The following is a 21,783-nucleotide window of genomic DNA, read 5'->3' on the forward strand; positions in this document are numbered from 1 at the left end:
CCTCTGACACTTAGCACAAGTATCGCTGACACTTAGCACAAGTGTCACGGACACTTAGCACAAGTGTCGGGGATACTTAGCACAAGTGTCGGCGACACCTAAGGGAAGTGTCGGAGGAAGGCCACCAGCCGCTGGCAATCAAGCAGTTGCAAAACCGCCTCCGGACGCCGGCATCCACAAAGACATGTTTCATCCATTAAGAAGATACTTTACACGTATGAACCGAATCATCGAATGTGTCCCCAACTTCAGCGAGGGACGCGACTTGCAGAAGATAGACCAGATTGTAGCTCCCTTCCGCGCGAAGCCGGGCGTGAAACTGCTGGATTACAGCAACGACGAAGACCACAACCGCCTGGTGGTGACCGTGGTGGGCGAACCCGAACCGTTGCGCGACGCCGTGCTGGAAGCCATCGGCGTGGCTGTCCGCGTCATCGACCTCAAGCATCACACCGGGCAGCACCCGCGCATGGGTGCCGTAGACGTGGTGCCCTTCATCCCCATCCGCGGCGTGACGATGGACGACGCCATCGCCCTCTCCCGCGAGGTAGGCCAGGCCGTGGCCGAACGCTATGGCGTGCCCGTCTTCCTCTACGAGAAATCGGCCACCGCCCCGCACCGCGAGAACCTGGCCGCCATCCGCAAGGGCGAGTTTGAAGGCATGGCCGAGAAGATACACCAGCCCGAATGGCAACCCGACTTCGGCCCCGCCGAGCGGCATCCCACCGCCGGCACCGTAGCCATCGGCGCACGTATGCCGCTCGTGGCCTACAACATCAACCTCTCCACCCCCAGCCTGGAGATTGCCCACGACATTGCCAAGAAGATACGCTTCATCGGCGGCGGCCTACGCTACTGCAAGGCCATGGGCGTGGAGCTGAAAGACCGCGGCATCACACAGGTGTCCATCAACATGACGGACTACACCCGCACGGCCCTCTACCGAGCCTTCGAACTGGTGCGCATCGAGGCACGCCGCTACGGGGTCAGCATCGTGGGCAGCGAAATCATCGGCCTCGTGCCCATGGAAGCGTTGATAGACACGGCCGCTTATTACCTGGGACTGGAAAACTTCTCCATGCGACAGGTGCTGGAGGCAAGGCTGCTGGAAGAATGAAGTTGTTGTCGGCCAAACGCTTTTCTGTGTTGTCATGTTGAGCGAAGCGCAGCGAAGTCGAAACATCTCCCTCATACCTTTCCATCCGCATAGGGAGATTCTTCGATTCCGCTTCGCTCCACTCAGAATGACAGTGCGAAAGGGAGCTTGAAAGGATTCATCATTCTTCGTTCAACCTATTCTTCATTCCTCATTCTTCATTCTTCATTAAAACGTATGACAGAAAACCTGATTATATTCAACGCCCGCCTCGTCACCCCGCAAGGCTTCTCCGCCCGGAAAGGTCGGGAGATGGACGAACTGTTGGTGATGGACAAGACCACTATCGAGGTGACCGACGGCCTCATCACCTACGTCGGCCCCAACCGGGGCGAAGAGCGCGACGGCTACTACCAACACTACTGGCACTACAACGCCCGCGGCCGCTGCGTGCTGCCCGGCTTCGTGGACTCGCACACGCACTTCATCTTCGGCGGCGAACGGGCCGAGGAGTTCGGCTGGCGACTGCGGGGGGACAGCTACATGGACATCATGCGCCGCGGAGGAGGCATCGTCAGCACTGTCCGGGACACCCGTGCCTGCAACTACATCCAACTGCGCAACCGCGCCGAAAGCCTGTTGAAACGCATGTCGCAGATGGGCATCACCACCGTGGAAGGCAAGAGCGGATACGGGCTGGACAAGGATACGGAACTGGAGATGCTCCGCGTGATGCGCAGCCTGGCGGGTGACGAACACTGCCGTGTGGACATCATCCCCACCTTCCTCGGCGCACACGCCGTGCCCGAGGAGTATCGGGGCCGCACGGACGACTATGTGGACTTTCTCATCCGCGACGTCATGCCCGCCGTCCGCGACCAGCAGCTTGCCGAGTTCTGCGACGTATTCTGCGAGGAAGGCGTCTTCTCCATCGAGCAGTCGCGCCGCCTGCTCACCGCCGCCCGCGACATGGGTTTCGGCCTGAAGCTGCACGCCGACGAGATTGTTCCCCTGGGTGGAGCAGAACTGGCCGCCGAACTGGGTGCCGTGTCCGCCGACCACCTGCTGCACGCCTCCGACGAGGGCATCCGCGCCTTGGCCGAACGCGACGTGGTAGCCACCCTGCTGCCCCTCACCGCCTTCGCCCTGCGCGAACCCTACGCCCGGGGACGGGAGATGATAGACGCCGGATGCGCCGTGGCTCTGGCCACCGACCTCAATCCCGGCAGTTGCTTCTCCGGCTCCATCCCCCTGACTTTCGCCCTGGCCTGCATCTACATGCACCTCAGCATCGAGGAGGCCATCACCGCCTTGACGCTGAACGGGGCCGCCGCCTTGGGACGTGCCGGCAGCATCGGCAGCATCGAACCGGGCAAGCAGGGCGACATGGTGGTGCTGAACACGGACAACTACCACTTCCTCACCTATTACATAGGTATGAACTGCGTGCAGGCCACCATCAAGGGAGGGGTGATTCATCCAAATGCTTGAAATAAGAAACCAGTTGACAAGAAGACAAGTTTACAAGACTACAAGAAAGGGGCTTGTCGCTTGCTATCAGACCCTTTACCAAGCCTTGTCGCCTCGTTAACTCGTCCCATTGTCACCTTATAAATCATCATTTAACACTAAACACTATGCTTACCGAACTAACCGTAAAAGATTTCCTGAATAAAGTGGCAGGCAGCGACCCCGTCCCCGGCGGGGGAAGCATCGCCGCCCTGAACGGCGCCCTGGCCTCGGCCCTGGCCGCCATGGTAGCCAACCTGACGATTGGCAAGAAGAAATACGCCGAAGTGCAAGAAGACATGCTGGCCATCGCCCAAGAAGCCGAAGGACTGATGACCGCCTTCATCACCGACATCGACCGCGACAGCGACGCCTACGACCGCGTGTTTGCCTGCTTCAAGATGCCGAAAGACACGGACGAGGAAAAAGCCGCCCGCTCTGCCGCCATCCAGGAAGCCACGGCCTACGCCGCCCAGGTGCCGCTGGAGGTGGCACGCCGCGCCTGTGCCCTGATGCCCCGCATCGCCGAAGTAGCCCGCCGGGGCAACCAGAACGCCGTGACCGACGCCTGCGTGGCCATGCTCTCCGCCCGCAACGCCGTCCTCGCCGCCCTATTGAACGTGCGCATCAACCTCTCCTCGCTGAAGGACCAGGCACTGGTGGCACGCCTGCAAGCCGAGGCCGACGAGCTGGAGCAACAGGCCACCGCCCGCGAACAAGAGCTATTGGCCGAAGTCAAGACCATGCTTAATGCCTGATTCTTCATTCTTAGAGCCTGCTTAAATTTGTTTCCTGTCATGTTGAGCGGTGCAAAGCTAAGCCGAAACATCTCCCTAACGCCTCTCATACGCATAGTAAGATTCCTCGACGACGCTCGGGATGACAGAGAAAGTGAAATTCAAACAAGCCCTTCATTCTTAATTCTTAATTCCTCATTGACAATATGAACAATGTCTACCAAATAGGTTCAGGCGACCTGTCGTTCGAGCTTATCGAACGCATCCTGAACGAGAATCTGAAGCTGGAGCTGGCCCCGGAGGCCAAACTGCGCATCCAGCGATGCCGCGACTACCTGGACCAGAAGATTGCCCAGTCCGACGAGCCGCTCTATGGCATCACCACGGGCTTCGGCTCGCTGTGCAACAAGAACATCTCCGCCGACGAGCTGGGCACGCTGCAAGAGAACCTCATCAAGAGCCATGCGTGCAGCGTGGGCGAAGAAATACGCCCCGTCATCGTCAAGCTGATGATGCTGCTCAAGGCCCATGCCTTGTCGCTGGGGCACAGCGGCGTGCAGGTCATCACCGTGCAGCGCATCCTGGACTTCTTCAACAACGACGTCCTGCCCATCGTCTACGACCGCGGCTCGCTGGGCGCATCGGGCGACCTGGCCCCGCTGGCCAACCTCTTCCTGCCCCTCATCGGCGTGGGCGACGTGTACTATAAAGGCCGGAAACGCGAGGCCATCAGCGTGCTCGACGAATTCGGCTGGGAGCCTGTCCGCCTGATGAGCAAAGAGGGGCTGGCCCTGCTGAACGGCACGCAGTTCATGTCCGCCAACGGCGTCTTTGCCATCCTCAAGGCCCAACGCCTCTCGCGCCGCGCCGACCTCATCGCCGCCCTGTCACTCGAAGCCTTCGACGGACGCATCGACCCCTTCATGGACTGCATCCAGCAAATCCGCCCGCACCGGGGACAGATTGAGACGGGCGACAACTTCCGCCGCCTGCTGGAAGGCAGCGAACTCATAGCCCGGCCCAAGCAACACGTGCAGGACCCCTACTCCTTCCGCTGCGTGCCGCAGGTGCACGGCGCCACCAAGGATGCCATCCGCCACACGGCCTCGGTGCTGCTGACGGAAATCAACTCGGTGACGGACAATCCCACCATCTTCCCCGACGAGGACCTCATCATCTCTGGCGGCAACTTCCACGGCCAACCCCTCGCGCTGGTCTACGACTACCTGGGCATCGCCCTGGCCGAACTGGGCAACATCTCCGAACGGCGCGTGGCACAGCTCATCATGGGCCTGCGCGGCCTGCCCGAATTCCTGGTGGCCAACCCGGGACTGAACTCCGGCTTCATGATTCCGCAATACGCCGCCGCGTCCATGGTCAGCCAGAACAAGATGTACTGTTACGCCGCATCTTCGGACTCCATCGTCTCCAGCAACGGACAGGAGGACCACGTCAGCATGGGCGCCAATGCCGCCACCAAGCTGTTCCGCATCATGGACAATCTGGACCACATCCTCGCCATCGAACTGATGAACGCCGCCCAAGGCATCGAGTTCCGCCGGCCGCTCAAGACGTCGCCCCTGCTGGAACGCTTCCTCAAGGAATACCGCAAAGAGGTGCCCTTCGTGCAGGACGACATCGTGATGTACAAGGAGATTCACAAGACCGTAGCCTTCCTGAACCGCACGAAGTTCGACTTCTGAGGGGGAGGATGTCCGGCAAGTGCCCTCTTTCCTGCGGGGAATATCACCTTTCTCTGCAGGAAAAGGCATTTTGTGCGCAGAAAAAAGGAAACGCGGTTTGTCTATTTAGTTTTCTTTGCTACCTTTGTAATCGTATTTATCCAACAAAGTCACCCTCATGAATAAACAAGCCAAACATCCGTCTTCGCGCCGGGAACTCAGAGAGAAAATCATAGAATCGGCCAGCAAGCTGTTTACCGAACACGGCATCAAAAGCATCACGATGGACGACATTGCCGCCTCGTTCGGCATCTCCAAGCGTACGCTCTACGAAGTCTTTGCTGACAAAGAGACCTTGCTGCTGGAGTGTATCCGGCATGCAGTGGAGCAAGAAGACGCTTACCTGAAAAATTTGTTGGGACAGACGAACAACGTGCTGGAGGTCTTGCTGAAACGCTACCAGCGAAGCATCGAACGCTTCCACGCCACCAACAAGAAGTTTTTCGAAGATATCCAGAAATATCCGCGTGCCTACGAATACCTAAGACGGGGCAACAAACGCACGACGGAAGACGCCGTCAACTTCTTCAAAGAAGGCGTGCGCCAAGGCTATTTCCGCAACGACGTCAACTTTGCCATCATCAACGAGCTGGTACGTGCCCAGATGGACATCCTGATGGAGAGCGACATCTGCAAGACATTCCCCTTCCTCGACGTCTATGAGTCCATCATATTCACCTTCCTGCGCGGCGTCTCCACCCCGAAAGGCATCACCGAACTGGAAGAGTTCATCCAACAATACCGCAAGCACAATTGAAACCCGTTTCCACACAGAAGGCTTGATTTTTCCGCACCAATCAGCTATCTTTGCCGCCCTGAAACAAACCCTTGACCCATGCAGAAAGATTTGGAGCAGATAGCCGCAGACTACCGCCAACGGGCGCAGCGGGCCGACGAGAACCTGAAACGAGTGCAACAACAGATTTACCGCATCAGTCTGCTGCGCGTCGCCCTATTCGTGGGCGGCATAGCGGCAGCCATCTGCCTGCGGCACGAGGGATGGATGGCCTGGGGCGGCGCGCTGGCCGTGACCCTGCTGCCTTTTCTGGCCCTTGTGAAATACCACAACCGGCTGTTCTACCGGAAAGACCACCTGGAGAAAGAGGCCGAAATCAACCGGCAGGAACTGGCGGCGCTGGACTATGACTTCTCCGCTTTCGACGACGGGAGCGAATACATCGACCCCGCACACCTCTATGCCCTCGACCTCGACGTCTACGGCCCGCGTTCACTCTTCCAATACCTCAACCGCACCTGCACACAACCCGGCAAAACGCGCCTGGCCGCCTGGCTGGGGAAGCACCTGGAAGACAAGGCCGAAATAGAGACACGGCAAGCAGCCGTGCGCGAGCTGGAAGGAGCGACAGACTTCCGTCAGCTCTTCCGGACAACAGGCCTGCTTCATAAGGGGAAGAGCGCCGACGAGTCCGAACTGCGGGCATGGGCCTCCAGCCCCTCCACCTTTCGCCGACAGCCGTGGCTGCGACTGTTGCCCTATGCCGTGGGCGGCATCAATGCCCTCTGCCTCGTACTGGTGCTGACAGGCAACCTGTCCGGCACGCTCTGGGCCGTGTTGTGGATTAGCTTCGCCGTACTCAGCTTCGGCTTTACAAACAAAGTCACCCACGTGCAGGGCGTCTACGGCAAAAAACTGCAAATCCTGGGCACCTACGCCCGCCTGCTCCGCCTGATAGACCATCAGCCCTTGCAATCGCCCCTGCTGCAAGACCTCAAGGCAGAAAGCGGACGCGCCTCGCACGCCATCCTGCGGCTGAACAAGCTGATGAACGAACTGGACCAGCGGAACAACTACCTGATGTACACCATACTGAACGGCACGTTCTTCTGGGAACTGTGGCAAATCATGCGCATCGAGCGCTGGAAGGAGCAACATGCCGAGTCGCTGCCCGGCTGGCTGGACGCCATCGGGCGGATGGATGCCCTGCTGTCCCTCGCCACGTTCGCACACAACCACCCGGACTACATCTACCCCACCCTGACAGAACCGACGGAACAGACCTTCACCTTCCGCGCCACTGCCCTGGGCCATCCGCTGATGCACCGCGACCGCTGCGTGCGCAACGATTTCGAAACCACGAAACGCCCCGAGTTCATCATCATCACCGGCGCCAACATGGCCGGCAAGAGCACCTACCTGCGCACCGTGGGCGTCAACTTCCTGCTGGCCTGCATCGGCGCGCCCGTCTGCGCCACCCGCATGGAACTGACGCCCGTCCGACTCATCACCAGCCTGCGTACCAGTGACTCGCTGAGCGACAACGAGTCCTACTTCTTCGCCGAACTGAAGCGGCTAAAACTCATCATCGACAAGCTGCAACAAGGTGAACGCCTCTTCATCATCCTCGACGAAATCCTGAAAGGAACCAACTCTACCGACAAGCAGAAAGGCTCGCTGGCCCTCATCCGCCAATTCATGACACTGCAGGCCAACGGCATCATCGCCACACACGACCTGGCCCTCGGCACCCTGGCCGACGCCTTCCCCGACCACATCCGCAACTACCGCTTCGAAGCCGACATCGCGGGCGACACGCTGACCTTCAGCTACCGCCTGCGACCCGGTGTGGCGCAAAACATGAACGCCTGCTTCCTGATGGGGAAGATGGGGATTGCGGTGACGGAGTGATTACGGAACTACGCTGGCCTATTGGATGAACACGACTTTCTTACTGTGGACGCTGACAAGAGTCTTCTGCCGGGAAAGGATTTCATAACCAATCAGCCCGTCAATCTTGTTTTCCCAGCGGGAGTTCAAATGGCTTATGTCACTGAAAGAGGTCACTATGTTCTGAAATTGCTTCCCGCTGATGGTCAGACACTTCACCGTGGCCTGCTTAACCTCTACGACATCTTTGGATGCGCCCCGCAAGTCGGTCACGGTGACGCCCGTCAAGTCGTTTCCCAACTTGTCGAACAGCGAAACATCCAGCAAGTTTCCCGCAGCCCCGCTATCAATCCCCAACGACAACACCCTACCGCCTATCATGCCTTGAACGAAAGGAATATGCGAAGTTTCAGATGTCAGTTGAAGCGGAACTTCACAGGTGACAGACTGCATTTGGCCGATGTAGGCCGCTGTTCTTTCCGGCTTAATCAATGTCAGCGTTTTGTGCTCATAGTCAAACAGCCAATCATAGTCTTTGATGATTTGGTAACCTATCAGGCCATAGATCTCCTCGCCTTGGAGTAAATGGGAAAGGTCGGACATCAAGAAGTCCTCGTCCTGCACCTGGATACCACAAAAATCGAAAGCATCAATGCGGACAACGTCTTGCCCCGAGATACTGGAGTTCACACTTTGCGCATCACTCATCGAATGTATCGTGTCTTTGCTGAAGTATTGGCTGTTTAAGTAGAGAGTCGGCGCCCCACTGTCCAGGATAAACTTCCGCTCGACGCCGTTCAGCTTGGCGGTTACGACAATCAAATTCTCACGGATTTCCATCGGTACGGTGATGATGTCCTGTGCCGACGCCTCAAAATCGGTCTTTGTATTGACCTTCTTGACTTGAACAGACAACAGCTCCATCTGCTTGAGCTGATTATTGGCATTGAACACAAAAGTAGCCTGCTTATGCCCCAACTTCTTGCTGTAATTGAAATCATAAACCAGCGTCAATGTACTATCTTCCCGCTGTTCGCTTAACTTACTGACCTCCGAAATATGCTCATCCAGTTGTATAACCAACAGTTCCACTACCCGGCCGGCCACAGCACCAGTCTGTCCCGCACAGGTAAAATCGGGCGCCAAATGTTTCTTCAACTCATCGGCAGAACGGTTGTTGACAGCATCAACGGCAGTATTTACGATTTCCTGACATATAGCCATGTCTTGCGAATAGAAAGGTAAAGCGCACACAAGTGCGGCAAAAAGAAAGGTTAATCGTCTCATCTTTTAGGAATTTAGGGTTCTTTTGCTGGCGAAGGTAGAGAAAAGAGGAAAACGTGGCAAGCCCACTAAAGAAAAAAAATGGAAACGCAGGCTTAAATTTTGTTTATACAATCTGTCATGTTGAGCGCAGTCGAAACATCTCCCTAATACTTTTCAGGCACGTAGTGAGGTCCCTCGACTGCGCTCGGGATGACAGGAAAATGAATTTTAAACGACAGACTCTTATACTTTCCATCTTCAATCTTGCATTATAGTGCTGTCATTTCAAAAATATCCACACGCATTGGAATAAACACCTCAACGCATCATTGCAATACCGGCACGTCTATCTCCTCGTGATTCTCATTCCACTCATCCACGGTGATGCTGCCCGAGCCCTCTTCTTCAAAGATGTCACCGATGCTGATGGTAAGCGTCAGCTTGTTGTTGGCCTCCAGAGGCTGTTTCAACTGCTGGCTGATGTGCTTGACCTGTCCGTCTGCCAAAGAAATGTTCAGTTGCAATTCGGGTATGCCTGCGGAGGGGAAGAGCATCACAATGCCGTTACTCATCTGCAAGCCGTCCGTAGAGCGCACCAAGGGGAAAGACACCGTACACGGGTCGCCATGAGGCTCGGCCGTATAAGCATTCAGCTTCTCGTAGATGTTGGTCACGCGCACCTCGACATTCGTGATTTCCGTGCTCAACACCTGGTTGTCCTTATCCTTGAGAATGACTTTCAATCCAGCCACGACACGCTTCAAAGCCGCATCGAGGTCTTCCGCACCCACCGTCACCCGGTGACAAGCAAACACCAAGTCGTAAGTAGGATAATAAGCATCCGTATCCGACATCTTCAACAGGCTGAAGTCCTGCTGCGCCAGGTCGCCCCCGATGTTATAAGTCGGTTCACGCACGGCAGGATAAGCATAGATAGGCTCCTCATACTTGGGAGTACCCCAATAAAGCATTTCGTAATTGCCCAACGGCAGATACAACTCCCGGTTGGAATCACTGGCGTACAACTCGCCATTCTGCACAAAGTAATAGCCATAAAACGGACTCAATTTGCTATTGACGTAATTGCCATAATAAATCGACGTCCCCTCTGTACACGGAGCAATGCTCAATACACCCGTGAAAGGCTTGTCCCCATCACCGGTAACCACATTCATATAGAGCGCAGGAGCGATAAGTTCAGTGTTTTCTCCGCCATTGGATGCGGAATCATCGTCACAACCAACTGCCAACAAGGCAAGGGTTGCCAAAAATAATAATTTCTTCATTTCTCTTCATTTATAAGATTACTATACCTTATAAACGCCTCGGAATGAAAAAGGTTCTAAAGAAGGGAAAATAAAAAAGGGAACACACCGTCCAACGATGTGCCCCCTCTATCGTAAATAAGAGCAAATTTATTATTCAGCAGCAGCTTCAGTCTTAGTATCTTCAGCAGCCGGAGTCTCAGCGGCAGCTTCAGTAGGTGCGGCAGTGTTCTTCTTCGAACGACGCGTACGCGTTACCTTCTTAGCAACCTTGTCCTTAGCCATGTTCTCATCGTAGTCAACCAGTTCGATAAAGCACATCTCAGCGTTATCACCCAGACGGTTACCCGTCTTGATAATGCGCGTGTAACCTCCCGGACGGTCAGCAATCTTCACAGAGATTTCCTTGAACAACTCCGTAACAGCATACTTGTCCTGCAGGTAACTGAACACGACACGGCGAGAATTGGTCGTATCGTTTTTAGACTTCGTGAGCAAAGGCTCTACATATTTCTTCAAAGCCTTAGCCTTGGCAACGGTCGTAGTGATTCTTTTGTGCTTGATCAGAGAACATGCCATGTTAGCCAACATTGCATTTCTGTGAGAAGCAGTACGACCCAAATGGTTGAATTTCTTATTGTGTCTCATTTGTTTATTCTTTGTCTAATTTATATTTAGAAATATCGGTTCCAAACGACAGATTCAGACTCTCCAGCAAATCATCAAGCTCGGTGAGCGATTTCTTTCCGAAGTTTCTGAACTTCAGCAGATCCGTCTTGTTAAACTGCACCAAGTCTCCCAACGTCTCCACGTCAGCAGCCTTCAGGCAGTTGAGAGCACGCACGGACAAATCCATGTCGACAAGCTTCGTCTTCAACAGTTGACGCATGTGCAATACCTCTTCATCAAACTCTTCATTGCCGTCGGCATCGTTCGTTTCCAACGTAATCTTCTCGTCAGAGAAGAGCATGAAGTGATAAATCAAGATTTTTGCTGCTTCTTTCAGAGCTTCCTTCGGATGTATGGAACCATCGGTAGTAATCTCCAATATCAGTTTGTCGTAGTCGGTCTTCTGCTCAACACGATACGGCTCAATCTGATACTTAACATTACGTATCGGTGTGTAAATAGAATCGATAGGTATCACATTCACATCGGTACAAAGTTCTCTGTTCTCATCAGCAGGAACATAACCACGCCCTTTATTGATTGTGATATCCATCTGCATCGTAGCCTTAGAATCTAAATGGCAAATAACTAATTCAGGATTTAACACTTCAAATCCAGTCAAATACTTACTTATGTCACCTGCCTTAAATTCAGTCGAATTTTCAACCGTGATGCTTACTTTTTCACTCTCGAATTCCTCAACTATTTGTTTGAACCTTACTTGTTTCAGATTCAAGATAATGTTAGTAACATCCTCCTTAACTCCCGGAACACTGGCAAACTCATGCTCCACTCCCTCAATCTTGATGGTAGTGATGGCAAAGCCTTCCAATGATGAAAGCAGGATGCGGCGCAATGCATTACCGACGGTAATACCGAAACCAGGCTCCAACGGACGAAACTCGAACTTACCGAATTTCGAATCCGCTTCCAACATTAATACTTTATCAGGTTTTTGAAATGCTAATATCGCCATGAAATTAATTAATTTTTAGAGTACAATTCTACGATCAAATGCTCCTTGATGTTCTCGGGAATATCTGCCCTTTCAGGTACGTGAAGCAACTTGCCCACCTTCGTATTTTCATCCCACTCCAGCCAAGGATACTTGCTGTGGTTAAAACCAGCCAAAGAATTGGCGATCACCTCGAGAGACTTAGAACGCTCACGCACACCTACGATCTGACCAGGCTTCAATGAATAAGAAGGGATATTTACCACTTCGCCATCAACGGTAATGTGCCTATGACTTACCAATTGACGAGCTGCGGCACGCGTAGGAGCAATGCCTAAACGATAGACAACATTATCCAAACGGCTTTCCAGCAATTGAAGCAAAACCTCACCAGTAATACCTTTAGCTGTAGCGGCCTTTTCAAATAAGTTGCGGAACTGTTTTTCTAATACACCATAAGTGTACTTAGCTTTCTGTTTCTCACGCAACTGCACGCCATATTCCGAAGTTTTTCTCTTTCTCGAGTTACCATGCTGTCCAGGAGGATAATTTTTCTTAGCGAGAACTTTATCAGCTCCAAAAATCCCTTCACCGAATTTACGGGCAATTCTTGTTTTTGGTCCAGTATATCTAGCCATTTTCTTGTTTTTTTAAATTGTTATTGATGAACTCAATTTGTTGCAGCCGCGATTGCAGAGAAGAATTTGATACAATCCAATAACAAAATCAAGTTTCATGCTAATAAAAAAGTCTTTAAACTCTACGTCTTTTCGGAGGACGACATCCGTTATGAGGCAACGGAGTAACATCAATTATCTCGGTTACTTCAATACCTGCACCGTGCACAGTTCTGATAGCAGATTCACGACCATTGCCCGGGCCTTTCACGTAAGCTTTCACTTTTCTCAAGCCCAAGTCATACGCAACCTTGGCACAATCCTGTGCGGCCATTTGAGCGGCATACGGTGTGTTCTTTTTCGAGCCTCTAAAGCCCATCTTTCCGGCAGAAGACCAAGAAATGATCTGACCTTCGCTATTTGCCAGAGAAACAATGATGTTGTTGAAAGATGAATGAACATGCAATTGGCCGTTGGCATCCACCTTTACATTTCTCTTTTTTGCTGCAACTGTCTTTTTTGCCATATCAACAATTATTATTTAGTAGCTTTTTTCTTATTAGCAACGGTTTTCTTCTTCCCTTTACGAGTGCGGGCGTTGTTCTTCGTGCTCTGGCCTCTTACCGGCAAACCGATACGATGACGCACGCCACGATAGCAGCCAATGTCCATCAGGCGCTTAATGTTCAATTGAACCTCCGAACGGAGATCTCCCTCTACTTTATACTCTGCACCAATAATCTCACGAATCTTGGCAGCCTGATCATCTGTCCAGTCTTTTACTTTCAAGTCTCTGTCAACACCAGCCTTATCCAATATTCTAGCTGAACTACTACGACCTATTCCATAAATATAGGTCAATGCAATTTCACCTCTTTTATTCTGAGGCAAATCGACACCTACTATTCTTATTGCCATATACTAAGATATTTTTTTTGCAAAAATACTAATTTATCCTTGACGTTGTTTATACTTAGGATTTTTCTTGTTAATAACATACAGACGGCCGTTACGTCTAACAATCTTACACTCCGGTGTACGTTTCTTCAAAGATGCTCTTACTTTCATATTTCAAATTATTTATATCTAAAGACTATTCTACCTTTTGACAAATCATAAGGCGACATTTCCACCCGAACCTTATCTCCGGGCAAAATCTTAATGTAATGCATGCGCATTTTACCCGATATATGTGCGGTTATCTCATGTCCATTCTCCAATTCTACACGAAACATTGCATTAGACAATGCTTCAACTATTACTCCATCTTGTTCTATTGCAGATTGCTTTGCCATAAATTCTTTAAATTGCGTTATCTCCTAATACGTCTTCAATGAAATCAAACGATGACAAGATATCAGCCTTTCCATTAGTAACAGCAATTGTGTGCTCAAAATGTGCGGCACATTTCCTGTCCCTTGTTCTTACTGACCAACCATCATCTTCCATAACTATCTGGCGGTTTCCCAAGGTTATCATAGGCTCGATAGCTATACACAGTCCTTTTTTCAACGTCATACCATAACCACGTCTTCCATAATTAGGTACTTGAGGTTCCTCATGCATCTCCTTCCCGATGCCATGTCCCACAAATTCACGCACAACTCCATACGAATTAGACTCGCAATATTGTTGGATGGCATATCCTATATCACCGAGGCGTTTACCTGGAACAGCATTCTCAATACCTAAATACAAAGCTTCTTTCGTAGTTCTCAACAAACGGCGGACTTCTTCATCCACTTCACCTACACAAAAAGTATAGGCAGAATCTCCACAAAAGCCATTCAAATAAGTCCCGCAATCAACAGAAACGATATCACCATCTTTCAGGACTATATTGCCCGGAATACCATGCACCACTTGCTCATTTACAGAAGTACATATAGAAGCCGGGAAAGGAGAACCATAAGGATTGGGGAAGCCTTTAAATGTAGGAACAGCACCATTGTCTCTGATAAACTCTTCCGCGATTCTATCCAGTTCCCCCGTTGTTACTCCTGGCCTAACAACCTTGGCTATTTCACCTAACGTCTGAGCAACCAAAAGATTACTCTTACGAAGCAACTCTATTTCATCATCCGTCTTAAGAAATACCATTGCATTCACATCATTAATAGGCTGCAACATTGCGCCCTTTGATTCTTCCCGTTTTCAGCAAACCGTCATAATGTCTCATCAACAGATGACTTTCAACTTGCTGCAACGTATCAAGGACAACACCCACTAAAATCAGCAACGACGTACCTCCAAAGAACTGAGCAAACTCTGATGTCACTCCAAATAAACCTGCGAAAGCCGGCATTATGGCAATCAAAGCCAAGAAGAAAGAACCAGGCAAAGTAATGCGTGACATAATCACATCTATATACTCAGCCGTACTCTTTCCTGGCTTGATTCCTGGAATGAAACCATTATTTCGCTTCATATCCTCAGCCATCTGTGTTGGATTAATGGTGATTGCTGTATAGAAATACGTAAACACAATTATCAGTATGGCGAAAACCAAATTATACAAGAAACTCGTATGATCGGTAAAAGCACGTACTACACCACTAACACTCTCTGCATCGGAGAATCCCATCACAATAGTCATAGGAATAAACATGATAGCCTGAGCAAAAATGATAGGCATCACGTTAGCAGCATTGACTTTCAACGGGATATATTGCCTAGCTCCTCCATACTGCTTATTACCAACGATTTTCTTGGCATATTGCACAGGAATCTTCCTCGTCCCCTGCACCAAAAGGATAGCAGCAGCAATGACTAACAACAAGACTACAATTTCAATTAAAAACATAACTAAACCTCCAGTCTTATCGGTCATTCGAGATATCAATTCCTGAAACAAAGACTGAGGCAAACGGGCAATGATTCCCACCATAATAATCAGAGAAATACCATTACCGATGCCCTTATCCGTGATACGTTCGCCTAACCACAAGATGAACATACTACCTGCTGCCAAAATAATGGTAGAGGTAATCATAAACAGAGTCCAGTCTAATGAAGCATTTAAGGAAGGACCTGCCTGCATTTTCAAGTTGAACAGATAAGAGGGAGCCTGAAGCAGCAACACGATAATCGTAAGATAACGCGTATATTGATTCATTTTCCTTCTGCCGCTCTCACCTTCACGTTGCAATTTCTGGAAATAAGGGACTGCAATTCCCAGCAATTGAATAACAATAGAAGCCGAGATATACGGCATTATTCCCAACGCGAAAATAGAAGCATTGGAAAACGCTCCTCCCGAAAACATATTTAACAAGGCTAAAAGGCCCTCACTTGTTTGTTGATGCAATTGCGAGAGCATCGCCGGATTAATGCCGGGCAATACTACATACGAACCGAAACGATAAATTGCCACAAACAATATGGTAATGAGGATCCGTTGTCTCAGATCCTCAATATTCCATATATTCTTTAATGTTTCAATAGCTTTTCTCATTTGAATTAGAGTTTTACTACTTGTCCACCAACAGCCTCAATAGCCGCAACGGCTGCCTTTGAAAAGGCATGAGCCTGCACGTCCACTTTAGCAGTCAAAGTACCATTAGCCAATATTTTTACCAACTGATTTGCAGAAACAAATCCTGCTGCTACCAAATCCTTGATAGCAACCACTTGCAAACCTTTCTTCTCGGCTAATTCCTGAATCGTGTTCAAGTTAATAGCCTTATACTCTACACGATTTATGTTTTTAAATCCAAATTTCGGTACACGGCGTTGCAAAGGCATCTGACCACCTTCAAAACCTATTTTCTTAGAAAAACCAGATCTAGATTTTGCACCTTTGTGACCTCTTGTGGATGTTCCACCCAAACCAGATCCTGGACCACGACCAATTCTTTTTCTAGTCTTAGTAGAGCCAGCTGCAGGTTTCAAATTACTTAAGTCCATATTGTTATTCACTTAATATTCAACAATAAAATTATTTCACAATGGCAACCAGGTGCTTTACCTTATCAACCATTCCAAGAATTGAAGGAGTAGCCTCATGCTCAACTACTCTATTCAATTTACGAAGGCCCAGTGCATCAAGTGTTTTCTTTTGATCAACCGGAGCTCCAATTCTACTTTTAATCTGCTTTATTTTTATAGTTGACATAACTCCTCCTTATCCTCTAAATACTTTATCCATAGAAATTCCTCTATTTTGAGCTACCATACGAGCATCGCGCATTTCACTCAATGCTAAAATTGTAGCCTTCACCAAATTATGAGGATTCGACGAACCTTTAGATTTAGCCAACACATCTGTAACTCCAACACTTTCAAGTACAGCACGCATAGCACCACCTGCCACAACGCCTGTACCATGAGAGGCAGGCTTAATAAATACCTCTGCACCACCAAACTTAGCAGACTGTTCGTGAGGTACAGTACCTTTTAAGACAGGAACTTTAGTCAGGTTTTTCTTCGCAGCTTCAACGCCTTTAGCAATAGCAGCCGTTACTTCACCAGCCTTACCCAGGCCCCAACCAATAATGCCCTCTTCATTACCAACAACGACAATAGCTGAAAAACTAAAAGTCCGACCTCCCTTGGTTACTTTAGTCACACGATTAATCGCAACCAAGCGATCTTTCAATTCTATGTCGCTAGACACCTTAACTCTATTATTATTACTCAGTTTTGCCATAATGATTAAAAATTAAGTCCACCATTACGAGCTGCATCAGCAACCTCTTTTACTCTGCCATGATACAAATAACCATTACGGTCAAATACAACAGAAACGATGCCTGCCTCTTGAGCTTTCTTCGCAATCAATTCTCCCACCTTAGCAGCCTGTTCCTTCTTCGTCATCTTCTCAGTCATACCCAAAGAAGAGGCAGCAGCCAAAGTCCTTCCAGACAAATCATCAATTACCTGGACGTAAATTTGCTTATTACTTCTAAAAACGCTCATCCGCGGACATTCAGGAGTACCTGATACTTTATTACGTACTCTATATTTAATCTTTATTCGTCTTTCTATCTTTGTTGTCATAAGATTATCAATTTAAATGATTATTTAGCACCAGCTGATTTACCAGACTTCCGGCGAATTTCTTCGCCAACAAACTTAACACCTTTACCTTTGTACGGTTCAGGTTTACGGAAAGAACGTATTTTAGAGCAAACTTGACCCAGCAATTGCTTATCACATGACTCCAAGATTATAAGAGGGTTCTTATTTCTCTCAGATTTAGTTTCCACTTTAATTTCAGGAGGTAACTGGATAAAAATATTATGTGTATAGCCTAAAGCCAACTCGATGATGTTGCCTTGATTTGAGGCACGATAACCGACACCGACCAATTCCAGTTCTTTCTTATAACCTTCAGAAACACCAATTACCATGTTGTGCACTAAAGCACGATATAAACCGTGATAAGCATGCTTCTGTTTCGGATCATCCAACATGGCATTTTCATTCTCGGTCAATATCACATGTTTTTCATCAATAGCGACATTGATTGCAGGGTTTACATATTGGCTCAATTCACCTTTCGGCCCTTTTACTGTAACCACATTATCCTTCAGAGTAACTGTAACTCCTGCGGGAATACTGATGGGCAATTTTCCTATTCTAGACATTACTAACTCCTCCGAAAATTAATAAACATAACACAATACTTCGCCACCAATCTTCAGTTCAGCAGCTTCCTTATTCGTCATCACTCCCTTAGAAGTAGACAAAATAGCGATACCCAAACCGTTTATAACACGTGGCATGTCCTTATAACCCGTATATTTACGCATACCAGGAGAAGAGATTCTCTCCAATTTCTTAATGGCATTGACCTTGTTCACCGGGTCATACTTCAAAGCCACTTTAATAGTACCTTGAGGGCCATCTTCAATAAACTTATAATTTAAGATGTAACCCTTTTCGAAAAGGATCTTAGTAATCTCCTTTTTCAAATTAGAAGCCGGAACTTCAACTACTCTGTGCTTAGCCTGAATAGCATTCCGCAATCTCGTCAAATAATCTGCTATTGGATCAGTCATAAAATAAAATTAAATTAATCAGGACTACCCTGACAATATTTAAATAAATAAATTACCAACTTGCCTTTTTAACACCGGGAATAAGACCATTAGAAGCCATCTCACGGAATTGAATACGGGAGATGCCAAATTGACGGATATAACCTTTTGGACGGCCCGTCAATTTGCAACGGTTGTGCAAGCGAATCGGGTTAGAATTTTTAGGAAGACTCTGCAATTTCTGGGCAGCTTCATAAGCCTCTGCAGGATCGCCCGTTCTAACAATTTGCTTCAATGCAGCTCTTTTCTCGGCATATTTGGCGACTAATTTAGCACGTCTCACTTCACGCGCTTTCATTGATTCCTTTGCCATATGTTATCAATCTTTTTTTGCGTTCTTAAAAGGTAAACCGAACTCTTTCAACAAAGCATAACCCTCTTCGTCAGTCTTGGCAGACGTCACAAAAGTAATATTCATACCCAAAATTCGCGTTATGCTGTCAATATTGATTTCGGGGAAAATAATCTGCTCTTGGATTCCCAAAGTATAGTTACCTTTTCCATCAAATTTACTTTCAATGCCTTTGAAGTCACGGATACGAGGCAAAGCCACACGCACCAGTTTCTCCAAAAATTCATACATACGCTCACGACGCAAAGTAACCATCACCCCAATAGGCATCTTCTTTCTCAATTTGAAATTCGCAATATCCTTACGGGAAACAGTAGCAACAGCTTTCTGACCTGTAATTGCAGTAATTTCATTTATCGCAACATCTATAATCTTCTTATCTGCGACAGCCATCCCCAAGCCTTGATTAATCACAATCTTCTTGAGAACAGGAACCTGCATAGAAGAAGAATATTGGAACTGTGACTTCAACGCTGGAGCAATGCGCTCCGTATATTCTTTCTTAAGACTAGCAGTATTACCCATTACTTAATTTCCTCCCCTGATTTTTTAGAATAACGAACTAAAGTTTTTTTCCCATTGGGATTCAAAACTTCCTTCCTCCCTACACGAGTAGGCTTTCCTGTCTTCGGATCCACCGGATTCAAATTAGAAACATGAATAGCTGCTTCTTGTTTCACAATACCACCTTGCGGATTCTTTGCGCTCGGTCTCGTGCTTTTAGACACCATATTGATACCTTCAACAATTGCACGATTTTCTTTCACCAAGACCTTCAATACACGACCAGTTTTACCTTTATCTTCACCAGAATTAACGTAAACCGTATCGCCTTTCTTTATATGTAATTTAGCCATTACTTAAATTATTACAGATTTAAAGCACTTCAGGAGCAAGTGAAACAACCTTCATGTTAGTGGCGCGAAGTTCACGAGCCACCGGTCCAAAGATACGGCTACCGCGAATTTCGCCAGCATTGTTTAACAATACGCAAGCATTATCATCGAAACGGATATAAGATCCATCAGGACGCCGTATTTCCTTTTTAGTACGCACGATCAAAGCTTTTGACACTGCACCTTTTTTAATATCACTCGAAGGGATGACGCTCTTTACTGAAACGACAATCACATCACCCACTGAAGCATAACGACGCCCCGTACCACCCAAAACACGGATGCAAAGAGCCTCCTTAGCTCCACTGTTATCACATACTGTAAGTCTGGATTCTGCCTGTATCATAATTACTTAACCTTTTCAACTATTTCTACTACTCTCCATCTCTTAGTCTTACTCAAAGGACGAGTTTCCATGATCCGTACAGTATCACCGATATTACACTCATTCTTCTCATCATGGGCATGGTATTTCTTCGTCTTACTAACGAATTTCCCATAAATAGGGTGTTTTTCCTTAAACTTAGCAGCAACAGTAACAGTCTTATCCATCTTGTTGCTGAGCACAACACCCGTTCTTTCTTTTCTTAAGTTTCTTGCTTCCATCAAACTCATCATTTATTATTAAGTTCTCTTTGGCGTAACTCTGTTTTCATACGCGCAATAGTTTTGCGCAACTGTCTGATTTGAGCAGGATTATCCAAAGGAGAAATAGCATGATTCAAAACCATTTGCTGATAATTAGCCACTTCTGCTTCTACCCTTTCTTTCAAATCGCCGGTAGTCAATTCTCTAATTTCTGCTATCTTCATACCACTTACGCATTTTGATTTTGAATATCATAATCACGTCTTACAACGAACTTCGTTGTGATAGGCAATTTCTGTGCAGCCAGACGCAAAGCTTCTTTTGCTATTTCATAGGAAACACCTTCTGCCTCTATCAAGATTCGGCCCGGAGTAACAGGGGCTACAAAACCCTCAGGATTACCTTTACCTTTACCCATACGAACATCAGCAGGCTTTCTTGTGATAGGCTTATCGGGGAATATACGAATCCAAATCTGTCCTTGACGTTGCATATATCTTGTCACAGCGACACGTGCTGCTTCTATCTGACGGCCAGTAATCCACTTCGTTTCCATGGCCTTGATGCCAAAAGAGCCGAAAGCCAATTGGGTACCTCTCTGAGCATTCCCTTTCTGGCGTCCTTTCTGTTGTCTTCTGAATTTTGTTTTCTTCGGTTGTAACATAATTCCTAAAAAGTCAAATCAGTTAGCGATTGTTATTTTTCTTTCTTTTGAAGTTACGACCACCGTTGTTGCCCATATTTCCTGGGCGGCCATTGTCTTTCTGAGTAAAGTTAGGAGCCAATTCTCTCTTGCCATAAACTTCACCTCGGCAAATCCAAACTTTAACACCCAAAACGCCGACTTTTGTCAAAGCCTCTGTGTGGCAGTAATCAATGTCAGCTCTAAATGTATGCAACGGAGTTCTTCCTTCTTTAAACATCTCTGAGCGCGCAATCTCAGCGCCATTCAAACGTCCCGAGATTTGAATTTTAATACCTTCCGCACCCATTCTCATGGTGTTGGCGATAGCCATTTTGATAGCACGACGGTATGCCATCTTTCCTTCAACCTGACGTGCCACATTATTAGCCACGATAACAGCATCGAGTTCAGGTCTCTTAACTTCAAAGATATTGATCTGAATATCCTTATCAGTAATTTTCTTCAGTTCTTCTTTCAGTTTGTCAACTTCCTGGCCACCTTTACCAATGATAAGACCCGGGCGCGCAGTACATACTGTAATAGTCACCAGCTTCAGTGTACGCTCTATAACAATTCGTGATACGCTGGCCTTTGCAAGTCTGGCGTTCAAATATTTACGGATTTTGCTATCTTCCAGCAAAGAATCTCCGTAGTTTTTACCACCATACCAATTGGAATCCCAACCTCTGATAATTCCCAAACGGTTGCTTATTGGATTAACTTTTTGTCCCATTTAAAC

At 48.3% G+C, this 21,783-nt stretch carries 31 protein-coding genes; 6 read left to right on the plus strand and 25 right to left on the minus strand.

Annotated elements, in window-relative coordinates; translation table 11 throughout:
- Positions 1–217 precede the first annotated feature (217 nt).
- The 6 genes from ftcD to M3090_RS02545 all read left to right on the plus strand — a co-directional run bounded on the left by ftcD (position 218) and on the right by M3090_RS02545 (position 7,731).
- Positions 218–1,117: a glutamate formimidoyltransferase gene (ftcD, locus tag M3090_RS02520; protein WP_249053830.1), complete on the plus strand. Its 900-nt coding sequence runs from the start codon at positions 218–220 to the stop codon at positions 1,115–1,117.
- A gap of 216 nt (positions 1,118–1,333) precedes the next feature.
- Positions 1,334–2,587, plus strand: coding sequence for an imidazolonepropionase (hutI, locus tag M3090_RS02525; RefSeq protein WP_249053831.1), 1,254 nt, complete (start codon positions 1,334–1,336; stop codon positions 2,585–2,587).
- Positions 2,588–2,733: 146 nt separating this feature from the next.
- Positions 2,734–3,363 carry a cyclodeaminase/cyclohydrolase family protein gene (locus M3090_RS02530; RefSeq protein WP_249053832.1) on the plus strand — a complete coding sequence of 210 codons (630 nt, stop codon included), beginning with the start codon at positions 2,734–2,736 and terminating at the stop codon, positions 3,361–3,363.
- 185 nt (positions 3,364–3,548) lie between these two features.
- Positions 3,549–5,045, plus strand: coding sequence for a histidine ammonia-lyase (gene hutH, locus M3090_RS02535; protein WP_249053833.1), 1,497 nt, complete (start codon positions 3,549–3,551; stop codon positions 5,043–5,045).
- Between the two features lie 157 nt (positions 5,046–5,202).
- Entirely contained in the window at positions 5,203–5,841 is a 639-nt protein-coding gene (locus M3090_RS02540) for a TetR/AcrR family transcriptional regulator (RefSeq protein WP_249053834.1), read from the plus strand.
- 78 nt (positions 5,842–5,919) lie between these two features.
- Positions 5,920–7,731 (plus strand): MutS family DNA mismatch repair protein, encoded by a 1,812-nt coding sequence (locus M3090_RS02545; protein WP_249053835.1) that lies wholly within the window; start codon positions 5,920–5,922, stop codon positions 7,729–7,731.
- Positions 7,732–7,749: 18 nt separating this feature from the next.
- Here M3090_RS02545 and M3090_RS02550 read toward each other — a convergent pair whose 3' ends face one another.
- From M3090_RS02550 to rpsC, 25 genes are all read right to left on the minus strand, one after another.
- A complete protein-coding gene (locus M3090_RS02550; RefSeq protein WP_249053836.1) occupies positions 7,750–8,997 on the minus strand; it encodes a retropepsin-like aspartic protease in 1,248 nt (415 codons plus the stop codon).
- Between the two features lie 305 nt (positions 8,998–9,302).
- Complete coding sequence (locus M3090_RS02555) at positions 9,303–10,262, minus strand: FimB/Mfa2 family fimbrial subunit (RefSeq protein ID WP_249053837.1); 960 nt, start codon at positions 10,260–10,262, stop codon at positions 9,303–9,305.
- 132 nt (positions 10,263–10,394) lie between these two features.
- Positions 10,395–10,889, minus strand: coding sequence for a 50S ribosomal protein L17 (rplQ, locus tag M3090_RS02560; RefSeq protein WP_249053838.1), 495 nt, complete (start codon positions 10,887–10,889; stop codon positions 10,395–10,397).
- A gap of 4 nt (positions 10,890–10,893) precedes the next feature.
- The gene (locus M3090_RS02565; protein ID WP_249053839.1) at positions 10,894–11,886 is read right to left on the minus strand and encodes a DNA-directed RNA polymerase subunit alpha; all 993 of its coding nucleotides are present in this window, start codon (positions 11,884–11,886) and stop codon (positions 10,894–10,896) included.
- Between the two features lie 8 nt (positions 11,887–11,894).
- Entirely contained in the window at positions 11,895–12,503 is a 609-nt protein-coding gene (rpsD, locus tag M3090_RS02570; protein WP_249053840.1) for a 30S ribosomal protein S4, read from the minus strand.
- A 115-nt stretch (positions 12,504–12,618) separates the two neighbouring features.
- Positions 12,619–13,008: a 30S ribosomal protein S11 gene (gene rpsK, locus M3090_RS02575; RefSeq protein ID WP_007567382.1), complete on the minus strand. Its 390-nt coding sequence runs from the start codon at positions 13,006–13,008 to the stop codon at positions 12,619–12,621.
- 11 nt (positions 13,009–13,019) lie between these two features.
- Positions 13,020–13,400 (minus strand): 30S ribosomal protein S13, encoded by a 381-nt coding sequence (rpsM, locus tag M3090_RS02580; RefSeq protein WP_249053841.1) that lies wholly within the window; start codon positions 13,398–13,400, stop codon positions 13,020–13,022.
- A 33-nt stretch (positions 13,401–13,433) separates the two neighbouring features.
- On the minus strand, positions 13,434–13,550 hold the full coding sequence (ykgO, locus tag M3090_RS02585; protein WP_002558051.1) for a type B 50S ribosomal protein L36: 117 nt from the start codon (positions 13,548–13,550) through the stop codon (positions 13,434–13,436).
- Between the two features lie 8 nt (positions 13,551–13,558).
- Positions 13,559–13,777, minus strand: coding sequence for a translation initiation factor IF-1 (gene infA, locus M3090_RS02590; protein WP_002558052.1), 219 nt, complete (start codon positions 13,775–13,777; stop codon positions 13,559–13,561).
- A gap of 7 nt (positions 13,778–13,784) precedes the next feature.
- Positions 13,785–14,582, minus strand: a complete 798-nt coding sequence (gene map, locus M3090_RS02595) for a type I methionyl aminopeptidase (protein WP_249054013.1) — start codon at positions 14,580–14,582, stop codon at positions 13,785–13,787.
- Between the two features lie 13 nt (positions 14,583–14,595).
- Positions 14,596–15,936, minus strand: a complete 1,341-nt coding sequence (gene secY, locus M3090_RS02600; protein ID WP_249053842.1) for a preprotein translocase subunit SecY — start codon at positions 15,934–15,936, stop codon at positions 14,596–14,598.
- Between the two features lie 5 nt (positions 15,937–15,941).
- The gene (gene rplO, locus M3090_RS02605; protein ID WP_249053843.1) at positions 15,942–16,388 is read right to left on the minus strand and encodes a 50S ribosomal protein L15; all 447 of its coding nucleotides are present in this window, start codon (positions 16,386–16,388) and stop codon (positions 15,942–15,944) included.
- A 31-nt stretch (positions 16,389–16,419) separates the two neighbouring features.
- Positions 16,420–16,596, minus strand: a complete 177-nt coding sequence (gene rpmD, locus M3090_RS02610) for a 50S ribosomal protein L30 (RefSeq protein WP_249053844.1) — start codon at positions 16,594–16,596, stop codon at positions 16,420–16,422.
- 9 nt (positions 16,597–16,605) lie between these two features.
- Positions 16,606–17,121 carry a 30S ribosomal protein S5 gene (rpsE, locus tag M3090_RS02615; protein ID WP_249054014.1) on the minus strand — a complete coding sequence of 172 codons (516 nt, stop codon included), beginning with the start codon at positions 17,119–17,121 and terminating at the stop codon, positions 16,606–16,608.
- A 14-nt stretch (positions 17,122–17,135) separates the two neighbouring features.
- Positions 17,136–17,480: a 50S ribosomal protein L18 gene (rplR, locus tag M3090_RS02620; RefSeq protein WP_249053845.1), complete on the minus strand. Its 345-nt coding sequence runs from the start codon at positions 17,478–17,480 to the stop codon at positions 17,136–17,138.
- 20 nt (positions 17,481–17,500) lie between these two features.
- Complete coding sequence (gene rplF / locus M3090_RS02625) at positions 17,501–18,070, minus strand: 50S ribosomal protein L6 (protein ID WP_249053846.1); 570 nt, start codon at positions 18,068–18,070, stop codon at positions 17,501–17,503.
- A gap of 18 nt (positions 18,071–18,088) precedes the next feature.
- A complete protein-coding gene (gene rpsH, locus M3090_RS02630; protein ID WP_249053847.1) occupies positions 18,089–18,484 on the minus strand; it encodes a 30S ribosomal protein S8 in 396 nt (131 codons plus the stop codon).
- Positions 18,485–18,536: 52 nt separating this feature from the next.
- Entirely contained in the window at positions 18,537–18,836 is a 300-nt protein-coding gene (gene rpsN / locus M3090_RS02635) for a 30S ribosomal protein S14 (protein WP_249053848.1), read from the minus strand.
- A 6-nt stretch (positions 18,837–18,842) separates the two neighbouring features.
- A complete protein-coding gene (rplE, locus tag M3090_RS02640; RefSeq protein WP_249053849.1) occupies positions 18,843–19,400 on the minus strand; it encodes a 50S ribosomal protein L5 in 558 nt (185 codons plus the stop codon).
- Positions 19,400–19,732, minus strand: a complete 333-nt coding sequence (gene rplX, locus M3090_RS02645) for a 50S ribosomal protein L24 (protein WP_249053850.1) — start codon at positions 19,730–19,732, stop codon at positions 19,400–19,402. The genes rplE and rplX overlap by 1 nt, the downstream gene beginning before the upstream one ends.
- A 19-nt stretch (positions 19,733–19,751) precedes the next feature.
- Positions 19,752–20,117 (minus strand): 50S ribosomal protein L14, encoded by a 366-nt coding sequence (gene rplN, locus M3090_RS02650; protein ID WP_087338040.1) that lies wholly within the window; start codon positions 20,115–20,117, stop codon positions 19,752–19,754.
- Positions 20,118–20,119: 2 nt separating this feature from the next.
- Complete coding sequence (gene rpsQ / locus M3090_RS02655) at positions 20,120–20,389, minus strand: 30S ribosomal protein S17 (RefSeq protein ID WP_249053851.1); 270 nt, start codon at positions 20,387–20,389, stop codon at positions 20,120–20,122.
- The gene (gene rpmC, locus M3090_RS02660) at positions 20,386–20,583 is read right to left on the minus strand and encodes a 50S ribosomal protein L29 (protein ID WP_249053852.1); all 198 of its coding nucleotides are present in this window, start codon (positions 20,581–20,583) and stop codon (positions 20,386–20,388) included. The genes rpsQ and rpmC overlap by 4 nt, the downstream gene beginning before the upstream one ends.
- A gap of 5 nt (positions 20,584–20,588) precedes the next feature.
- Entirely contained in the window at positions 20,589–21,023 is a 435-nt protein-coding gene (rplP, locus tag M3090_RS02665; RefSeq protein WP_249053853.1) for a 50S ribosomal protein L16, read from the minus strand.
- Positions 21,024–21,045: 22 nt separating this feature from the next.
- Positions 21,046–21,777 carry a 30S ribosomal protein S3 gene (gene rpsC, locus M3090_RS02670; RefSeq protein WP_249053854.1) on the minus strand — a complete coding sequence of 244 codons (732 nt, stop codon included), beginning with the start codon at positions 21,775–21,777 and terminating at the stop codon, positions 21,046–21,048.
- Positions 21,778–21,783 lie beyond the last annotated feature (6 nt).

This window comes from Bacteroides sp. ET71, assembly GCF_023336905.1.
Classification (GTDB): domain Bacteria; phylum Bacteroidota; class Bacteroidia; order Bacteroidales; family Bacteroidaceae; genus Bacteroides.